At 60.6% G+C, this 26,284-nt stretch carries 26 protein-coding genes; 10 read left to right on the forward strand and 16 right to left on the reverse strand.

Annotation, left to right across the window (positions count from 1 at the left end):
- Window positions 1-39: 39 nt before the first annotated feature.
- Both AC1DF8_RS17190 and AC1DF8_RS17195 read right to left on the reverse strand, forming a co-directional pair.
- Window positions 40-1,293, reverse strand: a complete 1,254-nt coding sequence (locus AC1DF8_RS17190) for an extracellular solute-binding protein (RefSeq protein ID WP_478154247.1) — start codon at window positions 1,291-1,293, stop codon at window positions 40-42.
- 522 nt (window positions 1,294-1,815) lie between these two features.
- Window positions 1,816-2,616, reverse strand: a complete 801-nt coding sequence (locus AC1DF8_RS17195) for an alpha/beta fold hydrolase (RefSeq protein ID WP_113013826.1) — start codon at window positions 2,614-2,616, stop codon at window positions 1,816-1,818.
- A 136-nt stretch (window positions 2,617-2,752) separates the two neighbouring features.
- Here AC1DF8_RS17195 and AC1DF8_RS17200 point away from each other — a divergent pair, with 136 nt between their 5' ends.
- Together AC1DF8_RS17200 and AC1DF8_RS17205 are read left to right on the forward strand one after the other, a co-directional pair.
- Window positions 2,753-3,385 (forward strand): GntR family transcriptional regulator, encoded by a 633-nt coding sequence (locus AC1DF8_RS17200; protein WP_112542021.1) that lies wholly within the window; start codon window positions 2,753-2,755, stop codon window positions 3,383-3,385.
- A 13-nt stretch (window positions 3,386-3,398) separates the two neighbouring features.
- A complete protein-coding gene (locus AC1DF8_RS17205) occupies window positions 3,399-4,922 on the forward strand; it encodes an aldehyde dehydrogenase (protein ID WP_478154248.1) in 1,524 nt (507 codons plus the stop codon).
- A gap of 285 nt (window positions 4,923-5,207) precedes the next feature.
- Here the strand turns inward: AC1DF8_RS17205 and apnL are convergent, their stop codons facing one another.
- The 9 genes from apnL to oiaX form a co-directional block, all read right to left on the reverse strand.
- Window positions 5,208-7,067 carry a D-apionate lactonase gene (gene apnL, locus AC1DF8_RS17210; RefSeq protein WP_478154249.1) on the reverse strand — a complete coding sequence of 620 codons (1,860 nt, stop codon included), beginning with the start codon at window positions 7,065-7,067 and terminating at the stop codon, window positions 5,208-5,210.
- Window positions 7,064-8,098, reverse strand: coding sequence for a Gfo/Idh/MocA family protein (locus AC1DF8_RS17215; protein WP_478154250.1), 1,035 nt, complete (start codon window positions 8,096-8,098; stop codon window positions 7,064-7,066). Before AC1DF8_RS17215 ends, apnL begins: the two co-directional genes overlap by 4 nt.
- 1 nt (window position 8,099) lies before the next feature.
- Entirely contained in the window at window positions 8,100-9,164 is a 1,065-nt protein-coding gene (locus tag AC1DF8_RS17220) for an ABC transporter permease (RefSeq protein ID WP_112969595.1), read from the reverse strand.
- Entirely contained in the window at window positions 9,161-10,711 is a 1,551-nt protein-coding gene (locus AC1DF8_RS17225) for a sugar ABC transporter ATP-binding protein (RefSeq protein WP_113013821.1), read from the reverse strand. Before AC1DF8_RS17225 ends, AC1DF8_RS17220 begins: the two co-directional genes overlap by 4 nt.
- Window positions 10,708-11,352: a DUF2291 family protein gene (locus tag AC1DF8_RS17230; protein WP_478154251.1), complete on the reverse strand. Its 645-nt coding sequence runs from the start codon at window positions 11,350-11,352 to the stop codon at window positions 10,708-10,710. The genes AC1DF8_RS17225 and AC1DF8_RS17230 overlap by 4 nt, the downstream gene beginning before the upstream one ends.
- Window positions 11,353-11,429: 77 nt before the next feature.
- A complete protein-coding gene (locus AC1DF8_RS17235; RefSeq protein ID WP_112542028.1) occupies window positions 11,430-12,371 on the reverse strand; it encodes a D-ribose ABC transporter substrate-binding protein in 942 nt (313 codons plus the stop codon).
- A gap of 134 nt (window positions 12,372-12,505) precedes the next feature.
- Window positions 12,506-13,333 (reverse strand): phosphogluconate dehydrogenase C-terminal domain-containing protein, encoded by an 828-nt coding sequence (locus tag AC1DF8_RS17240; RefSeq protein ID WP_112542029.1) that lies wholly within the window; start codon window positions 13,331-13,333, stop codon window positions 12,506-12,508.
- Between the two features lie 100 nt (window positions 13,334-13,433).
- A complete protein-coding gene (locus tag AC1DF8_RS17245; protein ID WP_478154426.1) occupies window positions 13,434-14,768 on the reverse strand; it encodes a four-carbon acid sugar kinase family protein in 1,335 nt (444 codons plus the stop codon).
- A gap of 2 nt (window positions 14,769-14,770) precedes the next feature.
- Window positions 14,771-16,027, reverse strand: coding sequence for a 3-oxo-isoapionate-4-phosphate decarboxylase OiaX (oiaX, locus tag AC1DF8_RS17250; RefSeq protein WP_183886679.1), 1,257 nt, complete (start codon window positions 16,025-16,027; stop codon window positions 14,771-14,773).
- Between the two features lie 182 nt (window positions 16,028-16,209).
- Between oiaX and AC1DF8_RS17255 the strand changes: the two genes are divergently transcribed.
- The gene (locus AC1DF8_RS17255; RefSeq protein WP_478154252.1) at window positions 16,210-16,914 is read left to right on the forward strand and encodes a transcriptional regulator NanR; all 705 of its coding nucleotides are present in this window, start codon (window positions 16,210-16,212) and stop codon (window positions 16,912-16,914) included.
- Between the two features lie 53 nt (window positions 16,915-16,967).
- Here the strand turns inward: AC1DF8_RS17255 and AC1DF8_RS17260 are convergent, their stop codons facing one another.
- On the reverse strand, window positions 16,968-17,711 hold the full coding sequence (locus AC1DF8_RS17260) for an SDR family NAD(P)-dependent oxidoreductase (protein ID WP_113115509.1): 744 nt from the start codon (window positions 17,709-17,711) through the stop codon (window positions 16,968-16,970).
- Window positions 17,712-17,895: 184 nt separating this feature from the next.
- Window positions 17,896-18,450 (reverse strand): hypothetical protein, encoded by a 555-nt coding sequence (locus AC1DF8_RS17265; RefSeq protein ID WP_113148004.1) that lies wholly within the window; start codon window positions 18,448-18,450, stop codon window positions 17,896-17,898.
- A 215-nt stretch (window positions 18,451-18,665) separates the two neighbouring features.
- Between AC1DF8_RS17265 and AC1DF8_RS17270 the strand changes: the two genes are divergently transcribed.
- The gene (locus tag AC1DF8_RS17270) at window positions 18,666-19,076 is read left to right on the forward strand and encodes a hypothetical protein (RefSeq protein ID WP_478154253.1); all 411 of its coding nucleotides are present in this window, start codon (window positions 18,666-18,668) and stop codon (window positions 19,074-19,076) included.
- Between the two features lie 84 nt (window positions 19,077-19,160).
- Here the strand turns inward: AC1DF8_RS17270 and AC1DF8_RS17275 are convergent, their stop codons facing one another.
- Together AC1DF8_RS17275 and AC1DF8_RS17280 are read right to left on the reverse strand one after the other, a co-directional pair.
- Entirely contained in the window at window positions 19,161-19,775 is a 615-nt protein-coding gene (locus AC1DF8_RS17275; protein ID WP_113013815.1) for a pyridoxamine 5'-phosphate oxidase family protein, read from the reverse strand.
- Window positions 19,776-19,828: 53 nt separating this feature from the next.
- A complete protein-coding gene (locus AC1DF8_RS17280) occupies window positions 19,829-20,374 on the reverse strand; it encodes a peroxidase-related enzyme (RefSeq protein WP_113211025.1) in 546 nt (181 codons plus the stop codon).
- A gap of 123 nt (window positions 20,375-20,497) precedes the next feature.
- Here AC1DF8_RS17280 and AC1DF8_RS17285 point away from each other — a divergent pair, with 123 nt between their 5' ends.
- The 6 genes from AC1DF8_RS17285 (at window position 20,498) to AC1DF8_RS17310 (ending at window position 25,913) form a co-directional block, all read left to right on the forward strand.
- A complete protein-coding gene (locus AC1DF8_RS17285; RefSeq protein WP_478154254.1) occupies window positions 20,498-21,445 on the forward strand; it encodes a LysR substrate-binding domain-containing protein in 948 nt (315 codons plus the stop codon).
- Between the two features lie 90 nt (window positions 21,446-21,535).
- Complete coding sequence (locus tag AC1DF8_RS17290) at window positions 21,536-22,012, forward strand: MarR family winged helix-turn-helix transcriptional regulator (RefSeq protein WP_113206371.1); 477 nt, start codon at window positions 21,536-21,538, stop codon at window positions 22,010-22,012.
- On the forward strand, window positions 22,009-24,078 hold the full coding sequence (locus AC1DF8_RS17295) for an FUSC family protein (protein ID WP_478154255.1): 2,070 nt from the start codon (window positions 22,009-22,011) through the stop codon (window positions 24,076-24,078). Before AC1DF8_RS17290 ends, AC1DF8_RS17295 begins: the two co-directional genes overlap by 4 nt.
- Before the next feature lie 5 nt (window positions 24,079-24,083).
- On the forward strand, window positions 24,084-24,293 hold the full coding sequence (locus tag AC1DF8_RS17300; protein WP_112542040.1) for a DUF1656 domain-containing protein: 210 nt from the start codon (window positions 24,084-24,086) through the stop codon (window positions 24,291-24,293).
- Window positions 24,290-25,153: an efflux RND transporter periplasmic adaptor subunit gene (locus tag AC1DF8_RS17305; RefSeq protein ID WP_478154256.1), complete on the forward strand. Its 864-nt coding sequence runs from the start codon at window positions 24,290-24,292 to the stop codon at window positions 25,151-25,153. The genes AC1DF8_RS17300 and AC1DF8_RS17305 overlap by 4 nt, the downstream gene beginning before the upstream one ends.
- A gap of 91 nt (window positions 25,154-25,244) precedes the next feature.
- Entirely contained in the window at window positions 25,245-25,913 is a 669-nt protein-coding gene (locus AC1DF8_RS17310; protein WP_478154257.1) for a hypothetical protein, read from the forward strand.
- 38 nt (window positions 25,914-25,951) lie between these two features.
- Here the strand turns inward: AC1DF8_RS17310 and AC1DF8_RS17315 are convergent, their stop codons facing one another.
- Window positions 25,952-26,281 (reverse strand): L-rhamnose mutarotase, encoded by a 330-nt coding sequence (locus AC1DF8_RS17315; RefSeq protein ID WP_478154258.1) that lies wholly within the window; start codon window positions 26,279-26,281, stop codon window positions 25,952-25,954.
- Between the last annotated feature and the right edge of the window lie 3 nt (window positions 26,282-26,284).

The raw sequence follows: 26,284 nt of genomic DNA on the forward strand, positions 1-26,284 counted from the left end.
GACCGACAAGGTGTCGGCCAGCCGGCGTCTCGGGAGGGGTCAGGTTCTGCCGGCGATGAAGGCCTGCATCTGCTTGGCGGCGTCGGCCGGTTCGATGCTGCCGGAGGCGACATCGTTGATGACGCGGAAATATTCCGTCGTCACATCAAGCGGGAAGGCCTGGTCGCCGTTCATATAGATCTTGTCGTAGGTCTTGAAGATATCCAGCCACTCGGCTTCCAGAGGCTTCTGGTTGGTGTACTGGACGTTCTTGTTGACCGAGATCGAGCTGATCTGCCCGACGAGATCCTGCTGCACCTTCGTCGACAGGAAATAGTCGACGAATTTCGCAGCCATATCCGGGTTCTTGGTCTTGGTGCTGATGTAATTGTACTCGGCGAAACCGTAGAGGCGGTTGGTATTGGTCGGGAAGGGGAAGATCCCGTAATCGTCGAGATTGGCGCCGCTGCCCGAGAGCTGGCCGACCAGCCAGTCGCCTTCCAGCATCATCGCTGCGCGACCGGCGGTGAAGAGGCTATAGGACTGCTTGTTGTCGATGCCCATGAAGGGCTGCAGCGTATAGTCCTTCGTCCACTTGGCGAATTCGGCGAAACTGTCGGTGGCGCAGGGCTCCTTCGACCAGTCGAGCTTCATCAGCTTCAGCTGGTCGTGCTTTTCAGCGCCGCACTTGGTTTCGAGGATCACATCTATTAGGCGCATGACGTGCCAGTTGACCGTCCCGCCGAAGGTGAAGGCCGGGATGCCGGCTGCCTTCAGCTTGTCGGCTGCGGCCAGAAGCTCTTCATAGGTCTTCGGCTCCTCGGTGATGCCGGCTTGCTGGAAGAGTTTCTTGTTATAATAGACGGCCTCACCCTTGAAGGTAAAAGGCGTGCCGTGCTTGCCGCCCGGATAAAGGTCGGCAAAGGCCGCTGCCGAGGGAAGCAGCTCGTCGTTCCACTTGTATTCGGTGTAGTACTTGTCGAGCGGCAGCGACAGGCCGGCCTTCACATATTCGCCGCCGAGGCCAAGGCCTGCCCAGCTGAAATAGATGTCTGGGCCGCGGTTGGAGCCGGCGGCAACGCGCAGCGCCGTCTTGTGTTCGTCGACAGCGCGCTGGACGATCTCGATATGGGTTCCGGGGTTTGCCGCTTCGAAGTCGCTGGCAACCTTCTTCAGGGCCACGTTGGCGGCATTGTTGTCGAAGTTCAGCGTCCAGAGCGTGATGTCTTCAGCCTTGACGGGGGTGACTGCAACGGCCGCAACAGCGATGGCAGCCATGCATGAAGACTTCAATTTTGCAGAAAGCGTCAGCATTACGTCCTCCTCTTGTAAGCTGGGGCCTTTCTTGCCGGATGCTCATTGACATGTCAACTGGTATGATGAGCTAACCATGAGAATAGGCGTCTTATGATCGATGCCCGTTTCATTGGGGCCTTGCGGGGGAAGGCGGCAGCGGCCGGAGGATCCGTTTGTCGGAATGGCTATCTCGGGTTGGAAAAACGTGGCGCCTTCTAGCTTCGGTGTCCGGATTCGTGCGTGCACGGTAGCGCGTTCGAAACGGCTGTCCGCGACACGATCGAAAGCGATCTGGCGTTGAGCCATGCGCTGCTGCCGCTGTTGCAAGCCATGCAAATGCTTCTGAAGTATGACCCGTGTGAACGATCAGGCCGATGATGCGCCAGGCAGACCGGAGCTCGACGAGGCTATGCTCAAATCCTTAGACCTCGACTGCAAAAGATAGTCGCGTCGTTTTCCGCTCAGCGGAAGATGTCTCTTTCTAGATGCGATCGTGATCGAACTTTGTAGAGCCTGGGCAGCGACACGAAGAAACCCCTCCTACCGTTCGAGTGAGATCGTCTGTGGGTGGGCAGAAACAGGGGCTGCGAGAAATTGATCAAGCAGGGCGATAACCTCGTCGGGCGCTTGCAGTGGCGGTACATGGGCACAGCCCTTGAGTATGGATAATCTGGCATCGCGAAGCCGTCCGACCAGATCATGGGCCATCTCTGAGGGTGTTGCCCGATCTTCATCTCCGACAATGACCAGTGTCGGGCAGCGCACCGCCGAAACGCCGGTCGACAGATCAAGCGAAGCGAGTGTGTCACAGGCCTCGCAAAAGACACCCACATTCGTGCGGAGAAACGCCTGTCGACGATCCTGCATTAGATCGGGATGGCTCTCTTGAAATTCGGCGGCAAACAATCTGTTCATCGCGGTTTCGGCAACCGCAGCAAGCCCGGCCGCGGACGCGACCGTCGCCATTTTTCGAAACGCCTCCCTGCCCTCGTCCGAAAATCTTGTCCCACAGCCTATCAGAACGAGACGGGATACTAGCGTAGGATGCCTGATCGCAGTCTGGAGCGCCACAAACGCGCCGAAACCATTTCCGAGCAGGGCAGCTTCCTCATTCGCCGCAAATGCTTCGATCAGGTTTGCGATACGATCCGCGGTTTCGTCAAAACCTTCCACGCTCGCGGGAGATCCGCCAAAACCTGGAAGATCGGGGACGATCACTCGATAGTGCGCAGTGAGCGCGGGCATTATTCTATCGAAACTTTCACGGTCGGACAGCAACGAATGAAGCAGGATCAGCGGCTGTCCACGACCGGCCACGTAAAGGTTCATTTTCTTGTCCATCACAAATCCCTAACTGCGCAGGGTTTGATATTTCATAAATCCCATTTTTGTGTATTGCAAGTCGTTATTTTTCAGGCGTATGACTCATATTGTGAAATATCACGAAATACGGAAATGCTAGAAGCGAGATACGAACTTGCTGCTCAGAGAAAATATCTACGACGCGCTTCGCACCGAAATCTTGACCTGCCGCTTGATGCCGGGCGAGGAAATCCGCGAACAGGATCTCGCTGCCCGTTATGAGGTCAGCCGACAGCCAATCCGCGAAGCGTTACTGCGGTTGCAGCAGGATCGCCTGGTGACCGTGCAGCCGCGCCAAGGCTATCAGGTCAATCCGATTTCGATGAAAGACGTCCGGGATCTCTTCCAGTTTCGCCTTGCGCTGGAGCCCGCATGTGTCGCCGCTGCGATCGAGAGCGCCGACGATCAGACACTGTCGGCCCTGGATCGTTTTCGATCCATCGGACCCGAAGAGGAATTTATCGACTACAACAGGGCCTTTCATGATGCGCTCGCGGCCGCCTCCGGCAACAGCCGGATGGAGGCCGCCATCCGGGATGTTCTTGATCAGGCCGACCGCCTCGTTCGCCTTTCCGTCAGCGCCATCAAGGGACGAGACCCGCAAAAGCTCGTCGATGAACACGGCGATATCATCGATGCCGTGCAGCGGCATGATGCCCGTGTGGCGCGTAAACTCATCCGTGCCCACGTGATTGATGGCCAGAAGCGTGTCCTATCCGCCCTCGGGCGGAGCGCTGTCAGGTCTTGATTGGAGAAAAGTCATGAACCAAACGACCCGTAATCCTGCCGTGGAGACCCACGGTAATTTCGTAGATGGCAAGGAAATCGACGCTGGCAACGGCGCGTTCATCGATGTCCGCAACCCGGCGACCGGAATGGTGATCGCGCGCATTCCGAACTCGACGCCTAGCGATATCGATTGCGCGATGAAGAGTGCGCGTGCGGCTTTCGAAGGCCGCGAATGGGGCGGGATGGATATTCGCGCGCGGGCCCGCCTCGTCAACAGACTGGCGGATGCTTTTGAGGCCAACCTTGAAACTCTGTACCGCCTGGAGACGCTGAACAACGGCAGGCCGCTCAATGAGACGCGGGCGCAACTGTCCCGGCTTCCGGATTTCTTCCGCTACTTTGCTGGCCTTGCAATTGCCCGCCGCGACGATGTCATTCCGGTCGAAGGGTCCTATCTCAACTACACGCTGCGCACGCCGATCGGCGTCGTCGCCAACTGCACGCCGTTCAACCATCCGCTGATGATCATGTGCAAGTCCCTTGCCGCGGTTTTGGCATCTGGATGCACGACCGTCGTCAAGCCGTCGGAATATACCCCGCTGACCACCTTGAAACTTGCGGAGATCTTCGTTGAAGCCGGACTGCCGAAAGGCGTGTTCAATGTCGTCCTTGGCTACGGCCCCGAAGCTGGCCGATTCCTGGCAGAGCATCCCGACATCAACAAACTCGTGCTGACCGGCGGCACGGAAGCCGGCCGGATTGCAGGCAGCGCCGCCGGGAAAGTGTTCGCGCATCAGACGCTGGAGCTCGGCGGCAAGACCCCCGTCATGGTCTTTGACGACTTCGACGTCGATCAGGCAGTGAACTATGCCGCGTTTGGCGCCTTCATCGGGGCGGGCCAGACATGCGTGTGCGGCAGCCGGCATCTCGTCCAGGAATCGATCTACGATGCCTTTGTCGAAAAACTTGCCGCAAAGGCGCGTTCCCTCCGGATCGGAAACCCGTTCGATCCTGAGACGCAGCTTGGCCCCGTTATTTCGGCCAAGCAACGCGAGCGTGTCCTGAGGTATTCCCAGCTCGGCCGGGAGGCCGGAGCCCGTGCGGTCGCGGGCGGCGACATCGCAAACGTACCGGGATTTGAAGGCGGCTATTTCGTCCAGCCGACCGTGTTTGCCGACGTCAAGTCGGACATGCGCGTCTTTCAGGAAGAGGTATTCGGGCCATTCACCAGCGTTACGCCCTTCAAGGATGAAGCAGAGGCGCTGCGCCTCGCCAATGATTCGCCGTTCGGTCTCGGAGCTGCAATCCGCACCCGCGATGTTGCCCGCGCGCACCGCGTCGCGGCTGGCGTCAAGGCCGGAATTGTCTGGGTCAACGACCATCACCGCCTGGATCCGGCCTCTCCCTGGGGAGGTGTCGGTGAAAGCGGCATCGGCCGTGAGTTCGGACTGGAAAGCTTCAACGATCATTTCAGCGTCAAGAGCGTCATGGTGGCAACCGCAGACAAGCCCTTCGACTGGTACAGCGCCACCGCAACGCAAACCCGTCTCAACTGACGGACAGCGCGTGGCGGCAGCGGAAGAATTCTCCGCCTCGCGATCACAATTGATCTCAGGAGAAGATAACGTCGACCATCGTCAATGCAGGTGGGCGCCTCGATCGGCTGCCCACCCCGAGCTGTTTCCGACAGAAGTGCGCCTGCGCGCTAGCGGGATATGCCAGAACCTGGGGCGAGGGGCCAGCTCGCAACGCCTTCATCGTCGTCTCGCTTTTCCAGTCGCATGGAATATCCACGGCACCCATAGTGATGCCCAACGGTCTGCGCGATGTGCCTGAAAATCCTAAACGGCAAGTATGATCGACGCCGTACCAAAAGGCGCGAGTGCCATGCTCGTGCCTTGCGAGGCTGACCCGAAAGCACTGATATCGATGCTTTGCTCTTCCGCGGTCAGGTTGACGATGTGCAGCGTCGCAGCTGACGATTGCCGGGAAACGAAAGCCAGGAGTTCCGACGGGCGCGAAGAAATGCAGTTGCTCCATGGCGATCCGGCAAGGCTCGACAGTAGCTTGACGACTTTGAAGAGCGGCCGATTGCCGCCTTCGTCCGTTGGCTCTGCCTTGCCGGCAATGAGGCCGAAAGGACCAGTGAGTGCCGCGAGCGTCAGGCATTCGATATTGGCATCAAGTATCCGGATGGCATAACCGAGCGCAAACGCCTCCGCGAAGCGGCCATTATGACGCGGATCGCGGTTTGCCATCGGAATGCGTCTGCCGGAGGGATTGTCCATTGTGCGGCTGCCATAGGGGTTCTGCCGCATGGGAATGGTCGAGGGGCCGATCCGGTAGGGTTTGTCGCCATAGATGGCGCGCACCGAACCGGTGATGAAGGGCAGAGCCTCCAGCGTCTGCATGACACTGAGATCATCAGCGGCATGGACGATGGGATTTGTGCAGTGGCTGACGAAACCGAGGCGGTCGGCCGGCACCCGTTTGCGGTTGAGTTCGGTGAAGTAGCTCAGCATGCCGCCGCCGATACGAATGCCGGCAAAGGCTTCGTGGGCCGCAGCATAAACCTCCTCGAGTGGCGGGCATTCGGGCCATTTGCTGCCCGGAGGCGTCGACTGCCGATCAACGGCAGGCGAGATCAGGATGGCGTCCGGGTGGAAGCCTGCATCCTGCATCTGCCGTGCGATCTCTGCCGTCTCGATGGCTGGCGCCTGCTTGCAGGGCAAGGCGATTTCCAGCGTCGATCTGCCGCCGTTGATAGCGGCGACGGCAGCGAAATCCACTAGAGCCCGCATCCCGTGGCCGGCATTCGGGTCGAAGTGGAACAGCAGTTCCTGCGGAGCGATCTCGGAAAGCAGATTGCGGGCTTCAAGCGTCGCTTTCGCTTCATCGGGGGTGACGAGCAGGCCGATCGCCGGCATGGTGCCGCCGCGCTCACCCGGTTCGAGCCGGATGTCATCAGCGGTCGAGCCGAGGGCCGCCACTTGCCCGCTTCTGGTATCGCGGATGGAAAGGACGATCCTCTGCCGCACCGGTTCGTGCGCGGTGATCTGATACGGCCAGGGCAGCGCCAGCGGGCGCACATAGGTCTTGTAGGAAGCGTCGGACCAGTTGCGCTGATCCTCCATCTCGAACGTATCGCCTTCCATCCGGCATTCGGCCGAAATACCCGGCAACACCTGATGGGTAATCGCCCGCATATCCTTGAAAGGTTGCCAGGGCTCGATCTGATCGGGAAAGCGCGTCTCGTTCACGTTGCCGTCGACATGCTCGACCTTGGCCGGGCTTCCGGCAATGCCGACGATCGGGTGCAGGATGCAGAAGCCGCAGCGATTGGTCTCGAAACCAGTTGGCGAAAGGGCTCCCGCCTCGAAGATCAGCTCCCGCTCGGTGGCTGCAATATGCACCGAAATGGCAAGCCTTGTGTCTTCCGGTCCCTTGCAATGGGCGACATAACGGACGGAAAAGCTATCCTTGCCCTGCTCGACCCAGAGATTGTCGATTGTCGGACTATAGGTCCCCCAGTCGCGGTCACGCACCAGATAGGAGACGGCACGCAATACTTCTACGCCGTCATAGCGGATCGTCCGCAGATTGCCCTTGGCAAGATCGACCGAGAGGCGCCCGGCAGCCAGGCGGACCGGATGCTCTTCGGCCTCATGCGTGCCGTAGAGGGCAAAGGCGTCCGTCATCATTTCAGCATGGCCCCCACGTCGATCGTCTTTCCCGATGCGGCACTGTCATAGGCCGCTTCGACAAGGGCGAATGTCTTGAGATTGTCGGCGCCTGAGGTTGCCGGCTCGCCGCCGTTCTTCAGCCGCTCGATCCAGTGCTTTTGGATGGCGTAGACGCTTTCCTGAATATTGTGCCAGGGTCGCGATGCCCAGGAGAGAAGCTGCGGCGACGCATCGGAAACGACCGTGCCGGCAGCATTCGTGACCTCGAGCCGATAGCCGGATGAAAGGCGGATCGTGCCATCGGTGCCGTCGAGCTCGATCAGCGTTTCCGGGAAAGGCTCGGCGGCAAGCTTCGTCGCGTAGCTGACGTCGACGATAGAGGTCGCCCCACATTCGTGGTCGAGCAGGATCGTTGCCACATCCTCGCCCTTGATCCTGGGATTGACGCGTTTTGCGCGCGCCGTCAGCGTCTTCACGTCGCCAAGGATGAAGCGGGCGATATCGAGCGTGTGGATGCCGAGATCCTCGATGATGAAACGTTCGCCTTCGGCGAGGTAAGGCTGGCCGGAAAAGACGTCATACCCTGAGCGGAAGGAGAAACGGCCCCAGAAGGGCGTGCCGATCGCCTTGTTGTCGAGCAGCCGGCGGACGGCCTGGATCGGCGTTTGCCAGCGGAAATTCTCATGCACCATCAACGGGATGCCGGCACTTCGGCAGGCCTCGACCATCGCCTTGGCGTCGACAAGCGTCTTGGCGAAGGGCTTCTGGCAGATGGCGGGGATCTTGTGGCTCGCCGCCATCTCCACCAGCGCCCGGTGGCTTTGGACCGTGGTGGCGATGTCGACGAAATCGAAGCCGCCATCGGCAAACATGGCCGCGGCATCCGTGTAGCGCCTGTTGATGCCGAACTGTTCGCCGACAATTTTCAGGCGCTCGGGATCGCGGTCGCAGATCGCCACGATCGAGGCGCCGTCGACATCCTTCCACGCGTGCATCTGGTTGATCGCAAAGAAGCCGCAACCGATCAAAGCACCTTTCAATTCAGCCATTTCAACCTGCCTTTGCCATCTGCATGAGGGTCACGCGCTGCTGCAGCCGGCGCTGCGCCTGATCGACGACGACGGCGATGATGATCACCAGACCCTTGATGACCATCTGCCAGAAGGAGGAAACCCCCATCATGACCAGACCGTCGGAGAGAATGCCGATCACGAAGGCGCCGATGATCGTGCCGCCAATCGTGCCGCGTCCGCCCGACATCGAGGTGCCGCCAAGAACGGCCGCGGCAATCGCGTTGAGTTCGAAGCTTTCACCCGTTGCTGGATGCGCGGCCATCAGCTCCGAGGAGATGACGATGCCGACGATCGCAGCACACAGGCCAGAGAACATATAGACGAAGATTTTCACCAGATCGACGCGGATACCCGACATGCGCGCGGCGCGCTCATTGCCGCCGACAGCGAAGATATGTCGCCCGATCGGCGTCGAGCGCGCCACGTAGGCGGCAAGAAGCGCCAGCACGATCAGGATCCAGATCGAGACCGGCAGGCCGAGAATGCGGCCGGCACCGAAGAAATCGAAACCGGTCGTCGCATATTCCGGTCGGCCGACGAGGTTCGGGAAGGTCTGGCCGTCGGAGGAAAGCAGCGCCAGGCCGCGGGCGACATAGAGCGTGCCGAGTGTGGCGATGAAGGGCGCGACGTTGAGCTTGGTAATCAGCAAGCCATTGATCAGGCCGATGAAGAGACCGATCGCCAGCGTGATCAGCACAATCTCGGCGAGGTTGAAATAGACCGTATAGCCGATCGGCAGTTCGATGCCATAAAGGATCAGCCCGCCGGCGACCATGCCGCAGAGGCCGACGATCGAGCCGACCGAGAGGTCGATGCCACCGGTGATGATGACGAAGGTCATGCCCATCGCCAGGAAAGCATTCAGCGCCACGTGCTTCGACATCAGGATCATGTTTGCGGTCGAGGTGAAGTTCGGCGCGAAGATCGAGAAGAAGATGATGACGGCAAAGAGCGCGATGAAGGTTCGAAGCTTCATCAGCGTCAGCAGGAAGGAGCCGTTCGCGCCCTTCGGCGCGGAATTGGATGCGGTAGCCGCCGTCATGACGCGAGTTTCCCTTGATGTTCGTGCCCCTTGGCGGAGGCCGCGATAATGGCTTCTTCTGTTGCCTGCGCGCGGTCGAAGACGGCGATGAGATGGCCGTTGCTGAGCACTGCGATGCGATCGGAGAGCGCCATGACCTCTTCGAGGTCGGAGGTTGAAAACAGGATGGCGAGACCGTTGGCAGCAAGCCGACGCATCGTGCGGAAGACATCCGCCTTGGCGCCGACATCGATGCCGCGGCTCGGTTCGTCCATCAAAAGGACCTTCGGATTGGTCATCAGCGCCTTGCCGATGACCACTTTCTGCTGGTTGCCGCCGGACATGGAGGTCACCTCGAAGTCCGGGTTCGGTGCTTTGATGGAGAGATCGCGGATCGCCTCCGCGATGGCGTTCTTCTCCGCCTTGGCATTGATATGGAAGAGACGGGTGAACCGGCCGAGGCTCGCTAGCGTCAGGTTGGAAGCGATGGAGAGAACCTGCACCAGGCCCTCACGCTGCCGGTCCTCGGGAATGAGCGCGAGACCCCGGCGGATGCGTCGCGTGGTGTCCCGAGCGCGCACTTCCTTGCCGTCGATGAAGATCTTGCCGGTCGAATGCGCATGGCGGCCGATGACGCATTCGAAGAATTCGCTTCGCCCGGCGCCCATCAGGCCGTAAATACCGAGGATCTCGCCAGCTTTGACCGTCAATGAAACATCGTCGACGGCAAGCCCGCCGGTCGGGCGCGGCAGGCTGATGTTCTCGGCCCGAAACATTTCCTTGCCGACTGCATGTTCGACGGATTTGGCGAAATCCTTGGCGTCCGAACCGATCATCGAGCGTACGATCCAGCGCGTGTCTATATCCCTCACCATCGCCTGGCCGGTAATCTGCCCGTCGCGCAGCACGGTGATGTAATCGCCGATCCGCATCAGCTCTTCCAGGCGATGCGAAATATAGACGATCGCCACCCCTTGCGCCTTCAGTTCGCCGATCACCTTGAAGAGGATATCGACTTCCGCTGCCGACAGCGCCGATGTCGGCTCGTCCATGATCAGGATGCGGGCATTCAGCGACATTGCCTTGGCGATCTCGACAAGCTGCTGCTGGCCGATCGGCAGGTCCTCGACCATGGTCTCGGCATCGATCCCGGCATCGAGTCGCGTAAGGAATTCATTCGCTTTGCGGACCTGTTCCCTGTGGTCGATGCCAAGCACGCCGCGGGTCAGTTCGCGCGTTGCAAAGATATTTTCGGCAACCGACATGTTGGCGAAGAGATTGAGCTCCTGGAAGATCATGCCGATGCCGTGCGCCTGCGCATCCGCGGGGCTCGCGAAGGAAACGGTTTCCCCATCAAGGATGATATTCCCGAGCGTCGGCCGTTCGACGCCGGCGATAATCTTCATCAGTGTCGATTTGCCGGCGCCGTTTTCACCGACCAGCACGTTGACGGCACCGCGGCGCAGTTCGAGATTGGCGCGCTTGACTGCGACGATGCCGGAATAGACCTTCGACACATCGTCGAGGCGCAGGATGATATCGTCCTTGGGAGCCTCGGCCACCGTCATGGTGCCACCGTCAGCGCCGAAGGGGTCACGAGTGGGAGGTCGCTGCCTGATGGCAACGGGAAAGCGCCTGTCACGGTCACCATCTTGCCGACCAGCCCGTCGCGCGGAACCGCCGATAGGAAGGCGCTGTTGGCCTTCTCATTGAAGGACTTGCCGAACTGCGCCCATTCGATCTGGTTCTTGAACTCGTTGAAATTGACGAAATCCAGCGTGTCTCGCAGCGCCGTGCCACGAATGGCCGGCCCGATCTGCACTTTTGCGTCGGCCTTGCCGTCACCATCGGCATCGACATCAAGCGTCGCCGCCCGTGACGCCGTATCGGCGGCAATGACCTTGCCGTTGAACTTGACGGCATAGGTCCAGGGAGAGCTCGCCTGTTTGTGCGGATTGCCATATTTTTCGCCCGCCTGATCGGGGCTTGAAGCGGCGAGTGCCACGACGTCCTTGAGCCCGCCGGCACGCTTTTCATAGTAGGGGACGACCTCGGACTGCCAAATGGCCTCGACCTTGGCATTCGGATCGAATGCGCTCTTGGCCGTCGCTGCGGCTTTTTCTTCCGCAGTCGGTGTCTTGATGATCTTGCATCCGGGCAAAGCTGCCACGACGATCGCGGCAATCAGGACGCCCCTGATCCTCAACATGCTGTCAACCTCGAAATCAATGGAAATAAGTTGCAGGGAGCGTGGTCGCCCACGCTCCCTGCAACAGTCGGTCCGCCTTACTTTGCGATGGCAAAGGTCTCGAGCTTGCCGGCGTTGTCGGCATTGATGAGAACGCAGTCCATGAGCTGCTTTTCTTCCTTCGGTGCCGTCTTGTTCTTGATATAGGCGTCAGCCTGTTCGACAGCCATCTGGGCCTGTGCGTAGGCCGGTTGCAGCACGGTCGCCTTGATGCCGCCCGACTTGATGGAGTCGCGGACATCGTTGGAACCGTCGAAGCCGACGACGATCACGTCCTTGCGGCCGGCAGCCTGGAGGGCGGCGATTGCGCCCATGGCCATCGTGTCGTTGCCGGAGATCACGCCCTTGATATCGGGATTGGCCTGCAAGATGGTTTCCATCTTGGCATAGGCTTCCGTCTGGCTCCAGTTGGCCGACTGCTTGGCGACGGACTTCAGGTCCGGATAGTCGTCGATGACGTCATGATAGCCCTGCGAGCGGATACCGGCATTGGTATCGGACTCCTTGCCGACGAGCTCGACATAGTTGCCCTTCTCGCCCATCAGCTTGACGAATTCCTGCGCGCCGAGCTGGGCACCCTGATAGTTGTTCGACACGATCTGGGCGACGGCAACGCCGGTCGCATTGATTTCGCGGTCGATCAGGAAGGAGGGGATGCCGGCATCCTTGGCCTTCTTGACGGCGGCAACCGAAGCGTCTGCGCCGGCATTATCGAGGATGATCGCCTTGGCGCCGCGGCCGATCGCGGTATCGATCATTTCCGACTGCTTGTTGGCATCGTCGTCATGGGTCATGACGAGGGCTTCATAGCCGAGTTCCTTGGCCTTGGCTTCGGCGCCGACGGCCTCCGCCTTGAAGAACGGGTTGTCGTGGGCCGGCGTGATGATGGCGATCAGGTCAGCCGAAAATGCCGGCATGGCAACACCGAGCGACAGGGCGCCGGCGAAGGCTGCAAGGGTCAGTCTACGCGTAAGGTTCATGGTTTTCCTCCCAGGTTTGACGCATGGCCGAACCAACCCCGGTTCGGCTGAATCCATGCGAAATGAAAACCGGCCCGTCTTCAAAGTCCCCCCGGGCCGGCAAGGCGGCAAGGCTAAGCCCTGCCGCAGCAGTGTCAGGTGATGCGCCGGATGCTGTCGGCGATCTCCTGAGGTTCGAAGACCTTCTTCCAGTCGTCGCGCATGAGGGCTGGAATGCCGAACTCGATCGCCTTGTTGCAGGCATCCGAGAACACACCGTCGACTTCCTTGAAGATGACGGCGCCGAGCACGTTCATGTGGCCGAGCAGGAAGTCGCGAGCGGCTTCCGCCGGAACGCCGCGTGCGATGCATTCGTCCATCGCCTGGCGCATGATGACGAGCAGCGAGGCGCAGACGGTTTCCGAAAGCCCGGGTTCCAGCATCGCCATCTGATCGACAGTGACGCGGTGCGAGCGCATGACCGGCGCCCATATTACCTTGGCAATCTCCTCGCCGAGGCTATAGGCGCTTTCCGGCCCCTGCATCAGCGCCGAGACGATGTGCTGCTTGGCAAAGAGGCCGCCGAAATGATCCTTTTTCGCCTGCATATCCGTCTCATCGTTGAAGATCGGCGGATGGCAGGGGTGGGTGACGAAATAGGTGAGATCGTCACGCTTGGGCAGGTGACCGGCGAACGGAGCGGCGGCGTCGAGGGCGACGACCATCGTGCCGGGCTTCAGCCTGTCGACGATACCGGCGGCAACCTTGCCGATCGCTGTATCCGGCACGGCCAGGATCACGACCTCTGCGCCGTCGAGCGCTGCATCGGCGGGCGTGCAGTCGATGCCGAGATCGTTCTTCAGGCGCGCCTTGCCGACATCGCTTACCTCGACATGGCGCACATCAAAACGGGAACCTTTGAGATTCTTGGCCAGCCGGTATCCCATTTTTCCGCCGGCGCCAAAGAGGGCAATTGCAGTCATTTTTCCTCACCTTCGTATGTGGGATTGGTATCGTAACTGGTATGATGAGTCAATCACCATTCCATTGTCATTCGAGGCGCCGATCACACCTGATCGATAATCAGGATGTTCGTCCGTCCCGGATCTGCGCGAAGTAACCATCGGACCCGACCTGCCCGCCTTTCAGGGCAATCTGCAGTCCGTCCGTCGGCCCATGGCCGCCATGAGCGGTGCAGAGCGGCGAACCAGGGGTCTGGGGCAGCGGCAGCAGGGTCGTCAGCGCATCGACGCGCAGTTCCTTCAGCGCGTGGCTCGACGTGTCGCCACCGGCGATGACGGCCCGCGAAAGCCCTTCGGTTTCGACAAGACGGCGCAGGATGGTTCCGAGCGCGCGACCGAGCCGATGACGGGCGCCTGGCAGCTGATCAATATCGGCGCCGCGATCGGCCGAGGGGCCAAGTGCGGTATGCAGTATGACACTGCGGCCGGCTTTCAGAGCGGCGAGACCCGCGGCGACCGCGACGTCCAGTACCACCTCGGCATTCGCGCCGACCAGTGCCAGAGGATCGAGTGGAATGTCATGGAAACCGTCGGATATTGCCGTGCGAATCTGTCGCTCCGTCGTCGGCGAAACGCTGCCGGAAACGACGGCGAGCCGATCCACCTTGCCCGGCGACGGGAACTCTACACTCTGTCCGATCAGGCCTTTTTCGCGCCACGCGTTGAGAAGCGCATATTCAATGCCGGAGGAACCGGCGACGAAGCCGCCCTTGGCAGCCGCGATGCGCTGCAACTGTCGTCCGGCGGAAGACTGGCTGTCGCCAGAGTCGACGTCGAGAAGCAGGATGCCCGAGCCCTTGTTCGTCAGCTGGTCGATCCTGGCATCGGCATCGGATGATGCAAGCATTGTCAAGTCCGCGAGCGAAACGGCAAGCTCGGTCTGCTTGCCGAGATGCAAGGCAAGATCCGCCTCATGCATCGGTGTAACCGGATGGCGGCTCATGACCGGATGCCGGTCGATGCGGAAGACACGTCCCTGATAGGCAGCAAAGAGGTTGCCGAAGGCCGTATAGCGCTTGAGCTGCGGCGCGCCGACGATGACGGGCACGAGCTCTTGCTCGAATATGTCTTTGCCGATCTCGATCGCCTTGCCGATATTGCCGACCTCAGGCGCGGAATCGAAGGTCGAGCAGACCTTGTAGTGGCAGATGCTCGCCTGCAGCCCCTTCAGCCATTGGAAGGCCGGTGCAAGATGTTCCTGCATCCAGGCCGGGCTCTCACTGCGGCTCGTTCCGGCAATGCCGATGGCCCGGCAATCCTGGAAGCGATCGAGCAGGGCCTGATCGGGAATGCCGAGGAAGAGCACGGTCGGAATGCCGTTGCTGGCGAGCGCCTCCATCACATCGGTGGAGCCGGTGAAGTCGTCGCCGTAGTAACTGACGAGCAGGTTGCGCATCGTCACGCAGCCTTCCCGTCGCCGAACTTGGCGATCGATGCCGCAAGTTCCGGATGATCTTTGGCATAGTCGTCGAGCGGAATATCGGCAACCGCCGCCTGCCAGGCCTGTTGGACCGCGCGCACGCCGGCGGCTGGCCCCTGCGGATGGCTGACGATGCCGCCGCCGCAGAGATAGAGCAGATCGGTGGTCCTGCCGGTGCGCTGATAGGTCTCCGGCGCCTGGCCGCCCCACTGGCCGGAGCCGGCGACAGGAAGCGGGCAGTCGGAGGGGCTAAAGAGCGGCGTGCTGATCGCCTTGAAGGAGGCAACGAAGCTTTCATCCGGCTCCCAATATTTCACGCGAATGCCGTTGATCTGGAACTGGTCGACGCCAAGCAGCCGCCAGAGCTGCTGATAGACCTTGAAGTCGAGGCCGATGCCGGGATGGCGCGTCAGCACGTCCCAGCCATTGCGATGTGCATGCAACACGAGGCCGGAGCGCTTGCGCAGGAAGCTCATGCCGCCGAAGCCGATGGAATTGATATTGACGACGGCGCAGTTGCCGCCTGCCTCGAGCACGAGATCATGGTTGCGCATCATCTCGTCGGGATCGGCATGCGAGATGCCGAACGCATACATGACCTTCTTTCCGGTCTTCTGCTCGTGATCGAGAATGCGGGGCATGATGGCCGCCACGCGCTCTTTCAGCGGCGAATAGGCGGGGCTCATCAGCTTCTCGTCGTCCTTGATGAAGTCGACGCCGGATTCGATCAGTTCGCCGACGAGCTCGGCCGTCTCATATGGACGCAGACCGAGCGCCGGTTTGACGATCGTGCCTATGATCGGCCGTCCCTCGACGCCAGTCAGGCGCCGGCTGCCGGGAATGCCGAATTGCGGGCCGGGATGGGCATCCCTGAAAGCCTCGGGAAGCTTCATGTCGATGACGCGCAGGCCCGTCATGCCCTTGATCGAGAAGGTGCCGCCGATCGCAATCGTCATCAGCGCCGAAAGGTCGGTGCCGATCGCATCGAGGGGGAAGGCGATATCGGCATCGGCGCGATTGAGCCGCACTCCGTCAGGCGCTTCCGGCCAGGACGGGTGACTTGCATCTTCCAGCGGCCGGATGGCGAGCACCCGGGCGGCGACACGCGACTTCAATTCCTCAGTCTCGCCCGGAACCGGAACGAAGGTTCCGGTCGATTGATCGGAAGCGATCTTGTTCGCCATCGCTTCGACGCTGCCGGGCGTCTCGATGCGGTAGGTCAGGACTATCATCATGAAATTGCCGGTTGCTCCTCTCGCCACATCAAGAAGCCATGGCGTCAACTTGTAATCTGGTATAATGAGTATTCCATTTTCTGCAACGGAAATTTTCAACAGGTGTGAATTTCGCGTGGCGCGCTTTGTCGTCGGTCGGTGGAAATGCTAAGGGGAGAGAAGATTTGAGCCAGCGAGACGCCATGACCTCAGCCATCGAGCCAATAGTCCGTCGAAAACTGTCCGATGAGGTTTTTGACCGGCTGGAACGGCTGATTACGTCAGGAGAGTTGCAACCGGGCGACGAGATGCCCTCCGAGCGCGTTCTGATGGAACGTTTCGGCGTCGGCCGTCCGGCGATCCGCGAGGCGATGCAGTCTCTCGCCAACAAGGGTCTCGTCAGCATCTCGCACGGTGAGCGTGCGAAGGTCCTGAAACTGACCGCCCAGTCGATCTTCCGGCAGGTCGATCTGACGGCAAAGATCATGCTGGCGCAATCGGCCGATTCTCTGGAGCACCTGAAGAGCGCCCGTATCTTCTTCGAACGCGGCATGGCGCGTGAAGCGGCGCAACGCGCCAAACAGGCTGACGTCGAGGCGCTTCGCGAGATCATCGACCATCAGCGCGCATCCCTCGGCCATGCCGAGGAATTCATCTCCGCCGACATGCGATTTCATACGCGCATCGCCCAGATTTCCGCCAATCCGATCTATGTGGCCGTCAGCGAAGCCATGCTGGCATGGCTGAAGGAATATCACACGGAAATGCTGATCTGGACCGGCAAGGAAAAATATACGCTCGCCGAACATGAAGAGATCCTGGAGCAGCTTGCCGCCAACGATGCCGACGGCGCCGAAGCCGCGGTGCTCAAGCATCTGGAGCGCTCTCGCTCGCTTTACATGAAGTAGACAGTCGCTTGCGGCGAACGGCGCGCCAATGCCGTTCGCGCGCAAACAGAATGTCAGTGGTGGCAGCAGTCCTCAGCCACCTCGGCCGTCGGCGGAACGTAGGCGGCAAATTCCTGTTCGAGAGCCTTGATGACGCCGGTGCGCCAGCGATCGGCAAAGCGTTCGGAATAGGGATCGGGGAAGATATCCTCCTCGCCTCTTTCGAAGCCGTCGAATATTCCTGACGCCACCAGGCCGGGCGGCGACTTCGGCACCTCGAATCCGCGCGTCATGTCGGTATCAACAGGTCCGGTGAAACAGCTGTGCACCGCCACGCCACGCGCCGACAGGAGCGCTCGGAAGGCTTGCATCAGGTTATGTGCCGCCGCTTTCGAAATCGAATAGGCCGGTGTGGACGCGACCGGCACGAGCGCCGACAGGGAGAGGTTGTTGATGATGGCGCCTTTCGATCGCACCAGTGCCGGGAGAAAGGCCTGGGTCACCCTTAGCGGCCCGAAGAAATTGACTGCCAGATGGCGATTGATGATGTCCGTATCGCCGAGATCGTCAGGTATGAAGATGCCGGCATTGTTGATGAGGATATCGAGGTTCTCGACAGCGGCGGCCGCTTTCTGGACGTCCCACTCGTCGGTAATATCGAGGTTCACGAAGACCACGCGGTCATCCTCATGGTGCTGCTCGCCGCGCGATCCTGCATAGATGCGTTTTGCGCCGCGCCGCAGCGCTTCGTCCATGAGAGCCCGGCCGATGCCGCGATTGGCGCCTGATATCAGGACCGTTTTGTTTTCGATGTTCAAGGCTTGCTCCTGTAAATGGTCGTGCCATCAGGAGGGGTTTCCGGATGGTCATCGTGGAGCCTAGGCCCAGGTATGGACACGCGGGAGTAACAAGTCTGGCGGGATTTCAGCCCCTGCGCGGATCGCTGACCGCCGCGCAAGCGACGGTCCCACGGGCGGCAGGAGAGCGAACCAGAGCAGTCGATCAGTTTTCGATCTGCTGCTCCGAGACGACGCTGACGATGACTTCGTCGTGCCCGTTCGGATAGAGGGGCAGGTCGAGCGTGATCGCTTGCTTGCGCTCGGAAGACGATGCCTCGAAGAATTTCCTGATGCGCCCCTGACCATTCTTCGTGCCGGACGCCTTGGCGCGCGTCTCATCGACGAGGCGACGCTCAAATGCCGCAGCGTCGACTTCCGCATAGGCCATGGTGCAGCTTTCCACCTTGCTGTCGCCTACAGACGCCCGCGCGACGACGAGGGCCTCGAATGACCCATCTCCTTCTGTGGTCAGATTCCAGCCTTCGAGCGCGACCGGATTTTCCACCGGCGTGAGGCTGGTGGTCATGTCCGTCGCGAGAGCTGGCCAGTCCCGGTCCTTCGCAGCGGCGACGGTGCGCTGGAAATCCGGCCCCCGCCCGAGGCAACGTTCGCTGAATTGACCATACGGATCCGGCTGGTCGGCCGCCGCAACGCCGGCAAGGCCGGTGAGAAGGATCGCCGTCGAAAGGCATTCTGTTATCCTGCGCTTGCTTGCCATATGTCAGCCCAATGCCTCCCCGGATGTTTCGCGCTGGCGCGATCCACCTTACCATTGCAATGAAAAGGGAGAAATCATGGCCGCCGTGCCCCCGGAGCTTGCGATGGGTGCATGTCGATCACGGCGAGAAGGCCCGATCGCGGCGTTAACCATCCACGGCCTTGCCCCTGGCAAAGATCGTCAACTCGCAATATTCATGCCCGGAGGGGATCACCATGAAGAAACTTATTTCGATCGCGGTAAGCATGCTCTTTGTCGGCACGCCCGTGCTTGCGCAGTCGAGCGTGACTGCCACGCATACGAACCGCCCCATTGAGCACTACCGCGCCTATATCGGCGAGGCGGATCTCTTCAATTCGAAAGGGACGCGGCTCACGCAACCTTGGCAGATCATCCGCCAGGATCGAGCGAATTTCCATCAATACGGTATCCGCGACAATGATGACCAGTCGGACTCCTTTTTTGCCGATCCCGCCAATCGTCAATCCCTTGAAGTCATGCTCCGCAACGGGACCATGACCAGGGAAGCTGCTGCAATGATCGTTCACGGCAATGTCTGGATTGACGTCGATATCTATGGCAGCCAGGGGACCGGACGCTGGATCGATGTGACGGTTTCCGACTGACGGTCCGCCCGGCCAGCCGACACAGGCGAGAAGGCACGGGCGGCGATCACTACGAGGCGCATTGTTCAGCGCCTTTTTTTGTCGTTAACCGGCCTTCGCCCGCAAGGCGGCATTCTCGGCTTCCAGTTCTGCGAGGCGCTGGCGGAGCGGCTCGACGGCGACAGCAATTTCCGCCTCGGTATAACGCGGCGTTATATGCTGCGGGCAGTTCCAGTCGAAAGCTTCGAGGCGCAGGCGGAAGAGGCGTTCAGGCTTTGCCCGATAGCCAGGCGTGGCCAGCAGGTCCGTCAGCTTGGGATCGGCGTCGAGCGAGAGCTTTTCGGCATGCGCATAGATCTTCAGCCTTGCGCGACGGGCATAGTCCATCAGAAACAGGCAGACCTTGTCATTGGCAGCAATATTGCCGGTGCTGATGTACTGGCGATTGCCGCGATAATCCGCAAAGCCAAGCGTGCGGTCATCGACCACTTTCAGAAAACCCTGCGGGCCGCCCCGATGCTGCACATAGGGCCAGTCCGTTTCGGAAACGGTGGCCATGTAGAAGCTGTCGCGAGAGGCGATAAAGGCTCTTTCGTTTTCCGTGAAGCGGTCGAAGCTCCGGTCCGTCGGCAGATTGGTCCAGAAGTCCTGGAGTCCCATTTCTGCCTGGGCGGCGCGCACGCTGGGTGTCGAGGCTATGTCGAGAAATCCGTAGGACATGATCCATCTCCTCAAGGTTGGACGGAGCGGAGCTTCACCCCGCTCCTCATCCGTCAGGCCGCATTGGCGGCCGGCACAGCCGGGAAGTCGATATCGGTCTTTGCAACTTCGTTCAGATAATTGGTGAAGGTGTTCTCCGCGACCAGAGCGACGATTTCGACGATCTGCGCATCTGAAAAGCCGGCAGCGCGCACGGCGGCAATGTCGGTGTCGGCGACATGGCCGCGAGCCTCGGCGATCTTGGCCGCAAAGCTGACGGCAGCACTCGCCTTGGCATCGGCGGACGCACCTTTGCGGTTCAGCGCGATTTCTTCCGGGCTGATTTTTGCAAGATTAAGGCCGAGATAGGTATGGGCGGAAAGGCAATAGTCGCAGCCGTTCACTTGTGCGACGGCGAGCGCAATGCGTTCACGGGTCTTGACGTCGAGCGTCTTCGACAACGCCCCCTGAAAGCCGGTGAAAGCCGTCAGCGCTGCCGGGCTGTTGGCAACCAGGCGAAAAATGTTCGGAACGAAACCGAGTGCCTTCTGGATGCCGTCAAGTATCGGCCTCGCCGCATCAGGGGCGTCGTCTTTGGCGGGAATAGAAATGCGGGACATGGAAGATCTCCTTCGGAACAGGGCAAACCGTGATTGGCTTGTTGATACGAATATGTCGCTTTCCATCCACAAAGAGAATATGCTTTAAGTGAAAGTGATTTTACCAGAAATTGGAAGAATGCTGTGGACCGGTTCGAAGCCATGTCGATCCTGCTGGAGGTGGTGGACAAGGGGAGCCTGTCGGCGGCCAGCCGTTCGCTGAAGATTCCGCTGCCGACGCTGAGCCGCAAGATTACCGAGCTCGAGGCTCTTCTTTCAACAAAACTGCTCACCCGAACCACACGCAAGATCGCCCTCACAGATGCAGGGGCTACCTATGTGGAAGCCGCAAAACGCATTCTTGAACAGGTCGAGGAAGCCGAACGCCAGGCATCGGGAGAGTTTGCGATGCCGAAGGGCGAGTTGGTGATCACGGCGCCGGTGCAGTTCGGCCGTCTTCACGTCCTGCCTGTCGTGACCGATTTTCTGGCCGCCTTTCCGGCGATCAACGTGCGTCTGATGCTGGCCGACCGGAATATCGATCTCGTCGAGGAGCATGTCGACATGGCAGTGCGGATCGGCAATCTGCCCGATAGCGCCATGGTCGCAACACGCGTCGGCTCGGTTCGTCGGGTGGTTTGCGGCAGTCCTGGTCTCTTTGCCAGCCGTGGCGTGCCGAAGGAACCGGCCGATCTCCTGGATCTGCCCTGCATTGGCGTTGAAGTGCTGACCCCGTTTGCAGGCTGGCAGTTTCGGAAGTCCGGCATCGGCAAACCGATCGAGGTGGCGGTCACGCCGCGGCTTTCCGTCACCACGACGGAAGCGGCTGCGGAGGCGGCGATCCGCGGTGCCGGCGTCACCCGGCTGCTCTATTATCAGGTGGCACAAGACGTTTCCGCAGGCACACTGAGGCTGGTGCTCGAGGATTTCGAACCCGAACCGGCGCCCATCCACCTCATTCATCTTGCGCGTGGGCAGATGCCGCTGAAGATGCGTCATTTCCTTGATTTCGCCGCACCTCGGTTGCGGGCGAGCATCGCGGCCCTTCAATCCTCGTCGCAGCAGCGAAACGCCGCATCACATTCTTCGTGACGCCGCATCATGGACGCTCCATACCGGTGAAATTTGCATTCGTCAGAATATCGTTTGAATCCTAACTATTTTGATGCTATTAAAGCGCCCATGCAATCGCTCACCTCCCTGCAGCGCGTGTTCACCGCGAACCTTTTGTCGACCGGACGCAACTGGCGCCGGGCGGTGGATCTTGCGCTGACTTCCCACGGCATTTCGGAAGCCTGCGCGGCGCCGCTGTTGTGGATCGGACGTCTCGGCGGCGGCGTGCGTCAGATCGTGCTGGCCAATCATGTCGGTATCGAAGGGCCGTCGCTGGTGAGGCTGCTCGACCAGCTGGAGGCGCTCGAGCTCGTGGTGCGCAAGGACGACCCGATCGACAGGCGGGCAAAAGGTCTCTGGCTGACGGAGGAGGGCCAGAGCCTCGCAACCCGCATGGAAGCCATTCTCGACGACCTGCGCGGCAGGATCCTCGCTGATGTCAGTGAAGCCGATCTCGAAGCGGCGGTGCGCGTCCTCGCTGCCTTCGAAGAGATCAGCCCGTCGCAGGTTGCGGCCGTAACCCAGAAGTTCGAGGAGACGCCGTGACCCTTCCCTCCTGGCGGGACTGGCTCTTCTCGGCGAAGGCCTTTCTCGCTTCCATGCTTGCCCTTTTTGTCGCCCTGTCCCTCGATCTGCCACGGCCTTACTGGGCGATGGCGGCCGTCTATGTCGTTGCCAATCCGCTTGCAGGTGCGACCAGCTCCAAGGGCCTTTATCGCGCGCTCGGCACCCTGCTTGGTGCCAGCGCAGCGGTCTCCTTCGTGCCGCTCTTCGTCAACGCGCCGGAGCTCTTGAGCATTGTTATCGCGCTCTGGACCGGCACGCTGCTCTTCATTTCGATGCTGGACCGATCCTCGCGCAGCTATGTCTTCATGCTGGCAGGCTATTCCCTGCCGCTGATCGCCCTGCCGTCGGTCGGTTCGCCCGAAACGATCTTCGATACGGCGCTCGCCCGCTCGGAAGAGATCATCATCGGCATCGTCTGCGCGAGCCTCGTCAGCGCCGTCGTCTTCCCGACCAGCGTGCGCAGCGTGCTCGGCCAGCGCATCTCCACCTGGCTCGACGATGCCGGAAGCTGGGCGAACGATATTCTGCGCGGCGAGGGCGCCACACCGGCGACACCCCTGAAGCGGCAGAAACTGGCGGCTGACGTCACCGGCCTCGATCTCATCATCAGCCAGCTCGGCTATGATGCCGGCAGCCGCGATATCGTACGCCATTCGCGCGAATTGCGTGGTCGTCTCCTGATGCTTCTGCCGCTCTTCTCCTCGCTTGCCGACCGGCTTCATGCCCTGCGGGCCGAAGGCGAGACGCTCCCAAAAGACCTGATCTGCCTCTTGAACGAGGTTGCCGACTGGCTGGGCCGCGGCGCAAAATCGCAGGCTGACGATACGGCCGAAAAACTGGTGCGGCAGATCGAAAGCCTGCGCGAGACCGATCCGGACCGCCGCTGGAGCGACCTGCTTTTGTCGAGCGCGCTGGCGCGTCTAAAGGAGATCGTCGATCTCTGGCAGGATTGCCTGACGCTGCGCGACGAAATCGTCAGCGGCAGACATTCCGGTCCCTGGCGGCCAGCCTTTCGCCATCGCCAGATCGTCGGCCGTATCAGGCATTTCGATTATGCGTTGCTTGCCTTCCAGGCAGGCGCCGTTGTTGCCGGCATTCTCGTCGCCTGCATGTTCTGGATCTATAGCGGCTGGCAGAACGGGGCCGGTTTCGTCACCATGGCGGCCGTTGCCTGCTCTTTCTTCGCCTCGCTCGATCGGCCGGCCCCCTTCATCACCTCGATGTTCATCTGGTGCGGCGTCAGCCTCGTCATCTCCTTCGTCTACATTTTTGGCATCCTGCCGATGGTCAACAGCTACGAGCTGCTGGTTCTGGTCTTCGCTCCGCCCTTCCTGCTGCTCGGCCTGATGATCCCGAAGCCGCAGTTCAATATGCTCGCCATGCTGCTCACCGTGAACAGCGCCTCCTTCATTGCGCTGCAGGATCGCTATGCCTCGGATTTCACCACCTTCACCAATGAGGCCATCGCGGCCCTCGCCGGCATCGGCTTTGCCCTGGTCTGGACTCTGATTGCCCGCCCCTTCGGAGCAGAGCTTGCGGCCTGGCGCCTGGTGCGGGCGGGCTGGAGCGATCTTGCCGAGACGGCTGCCGGCGAGCGCCGCGCCGATCACGAGAAACTCTCCGGCCGCATTCTCGATCGCCTCGGCCAGCTCGTTCCGCGCCTTGCCGTCGTCGAGGATCGCGAGCTGAAGAAAGTGGATGGCTTTGCCGAAGTGCGCATCGGCTTCAACGTGCTAGTGCTGCAGAACGAGCGCAAGAAACTGCGTGGCGCCAGTGCGGCTTCGCTCGGCGCTGTTCTCTCCGGCATTGCCGATTTCTACCACGGCCGTATCGAGGCCGGCCGGGCGGTCGATCCGCAGGATGGCCTGCGCCAGTCGATCGACGACAGCCTGAAGATCATCGCGCTCGAAGACGACATGCGCGGCGCCGAGAGTATCGACGCGCTTGTCGGTGTCAGGCGCGCACTTTTCCCTGACGCAGCTCCGCCAGCAAGCTGGCAGGCAGCCGAGGCTGCGCCGCAACTTCTACCGCTTGCCGCTGAGTAATTGTCATGCCCGCAGAATTTGATGTTTACGGCGTCTATGTGCCACGCCTCCTTGTTCTCATGGTGCTGAGCCTTCTCTTGATTATCGTCGTCAGACGGATGCTTGCCTGGCTCGGTGCCTATTCCCTCGTCTGGCATCGCGGTCTCTTCGACCTTGCCCTTTACGTGCTCGTCCTCGGAGCCGTCTCCTCCATCACACGCTGGTACTTTGCATGAACGCCCTGAAATTCACTGGCCGCCTTATCGTCACCCTTGCCGTTGTCATCGCCGCCCTCTTCGTTGGCCGCGGTCTCTGGGGCCACTACATGGACGAACCCTGGACGCGCGATGCGCGCCTGCGCGCCGATGTTGTCGGGATCGCGCCTGATGTTTCCGGCCTTGTCAGCGACGTGCTCGTTACCGACAACCAGATGGTCAGGAAAGGCGATGTCCTTTTCCGCATTGATCGCGAACGGTTCGCGATCGCTCTCACCCAGTCTGAGGCAGCGCTTGAAAGCAGCAAGGCCGCCCTCGACCAGGCGCATCGCGAGCACGAGCGTCAGGGCCGCCTCGGCGACGCCGCCTCTCTGCAGCAGAAGGAACAGGCGCAGACGGCGGAAGAACAGGCAGAGGCCGCCTTCCGACAGGCGAAAGCCAACCGTGATCTCGCTGCGCTCAATCTCGACCGTTCCGAGATCAAGGCAACGGTCAACGGCACGGTTTCCAATCTCAGCCTGCGACCGGGCGACTATGTCAGCGCCGGCACTGCCAAGATCGCGCTGATCGATACGGATTCGCTGCGCGTCGAAGGCTATTTCGAGGAAACCAAGCTGCCGCGCATCCACCCCGGCGATAAGGTTTCCATCCACCTGATGGGGCATTCGCAGAGCCTTGACGGCCATGTCGAAAGTATTGCGACCGGCATCGAGGATCGCGAACGCACTTCCGGCACCGGTCTGCTTGCCAATATCAACCCGACCTTCAGCTGGGTGCGTCTTGCCCAGCGCGTGCCGGTGCGCATCAGCATCGACAACGTTCCTGACGATGTCAGGCTGATTGCCGGCCTGACGGCGACTGTCGAGGTGGATAAGAGCTGATCGTAAGCCGCCACGCTCTCGCCTAGCCTTCGAATCTGGACAATAGTCGAGGCTGCATCAGATCGAAATGACACCACGGAGTTCCGTCAGAATGGTAAAATCCGCTTTCAGGCATGCGCTTGTCGCGGTTGTGCTGATGTTATCCGCGATTTCCGCGATGGGGCACAACCAGGCCGTCGCCACCTGGAGCGATTTCATCAGGGGCAGGCACGATCTGACCGCCCTCAATGAGCAGAAGCGGAAGAAAATTCTTAGTGAACTCGGCGCGGCGATTATCGCCGATCCTGCCGGCGTGAGTGATGAGATCGAGAGGAGCAGCGGCGCGCCGGCTCTTTGCCAATATGTGCGTCTCATGTTCGCGAGCGATAGGGCCGCCGAGGTGGTTGATCAGCTTGATGCTGTGCTCCATTGGGGCAAACGGGACAAATCCATCCAGGAGAGGCTTGGCACCCCGACCTTCGACGACGGCAGCGCCTGGTTTCCGAGGGCCAAGAGAGCCGGCTATTTCACAGGCTGTGTGGCTGGAACGCTGGACAGGAGGAGGAAGGGCGGCCCAAACCTTGCGGGGCGGCTGGTCTTGCTCTTGAAAGCAAGGGATCAGACCGCCATCACCCTGCAGATCGCCGAGCGCCTGAAGATTGGGCCACTCCCGAAGGGCGATACCTATGGCAAATGGATACTGGATGGCCTGGCGAAGAAGGAACTCTTGTCGGATGATGCGCTTGATTGGTTTGAGCTCGGCTTCGACAGATCCTATTGAGCGGTCTCGGAGCTTCAACGCATGCGCAAGTCTGGACTTCAATCCAGGTGAAACACCTCCGGCATCATTGCCCACCATTCGCCTTCCTTGCGCGTAGCAAGTGGCTTCTGGCAGGGCATGCAGGCCGCCCACCATTCCTGGTTTTTCGGGTCGGCGGCCATCTTCGCCATGTCGGCATTGAAATCGTCGCCGACATATTCCCAGTAGCCGAAAAGCAGGTTTTCCGGCTCCTTGAGGTAGATTGAATAGTTGGTGATGTTGCAAACCGAGAGCAGCGCCAGGATCTCCGGCCAGACGGCGGCATGCAGTGCCTTGTAGTCTGCGACCTTGTCGGGCTCCAACCCGATCACCATGCCCATGCGCTGCATATT

This window comes from Rhizobium sp. 05N49, assembly GCF_056396805.1.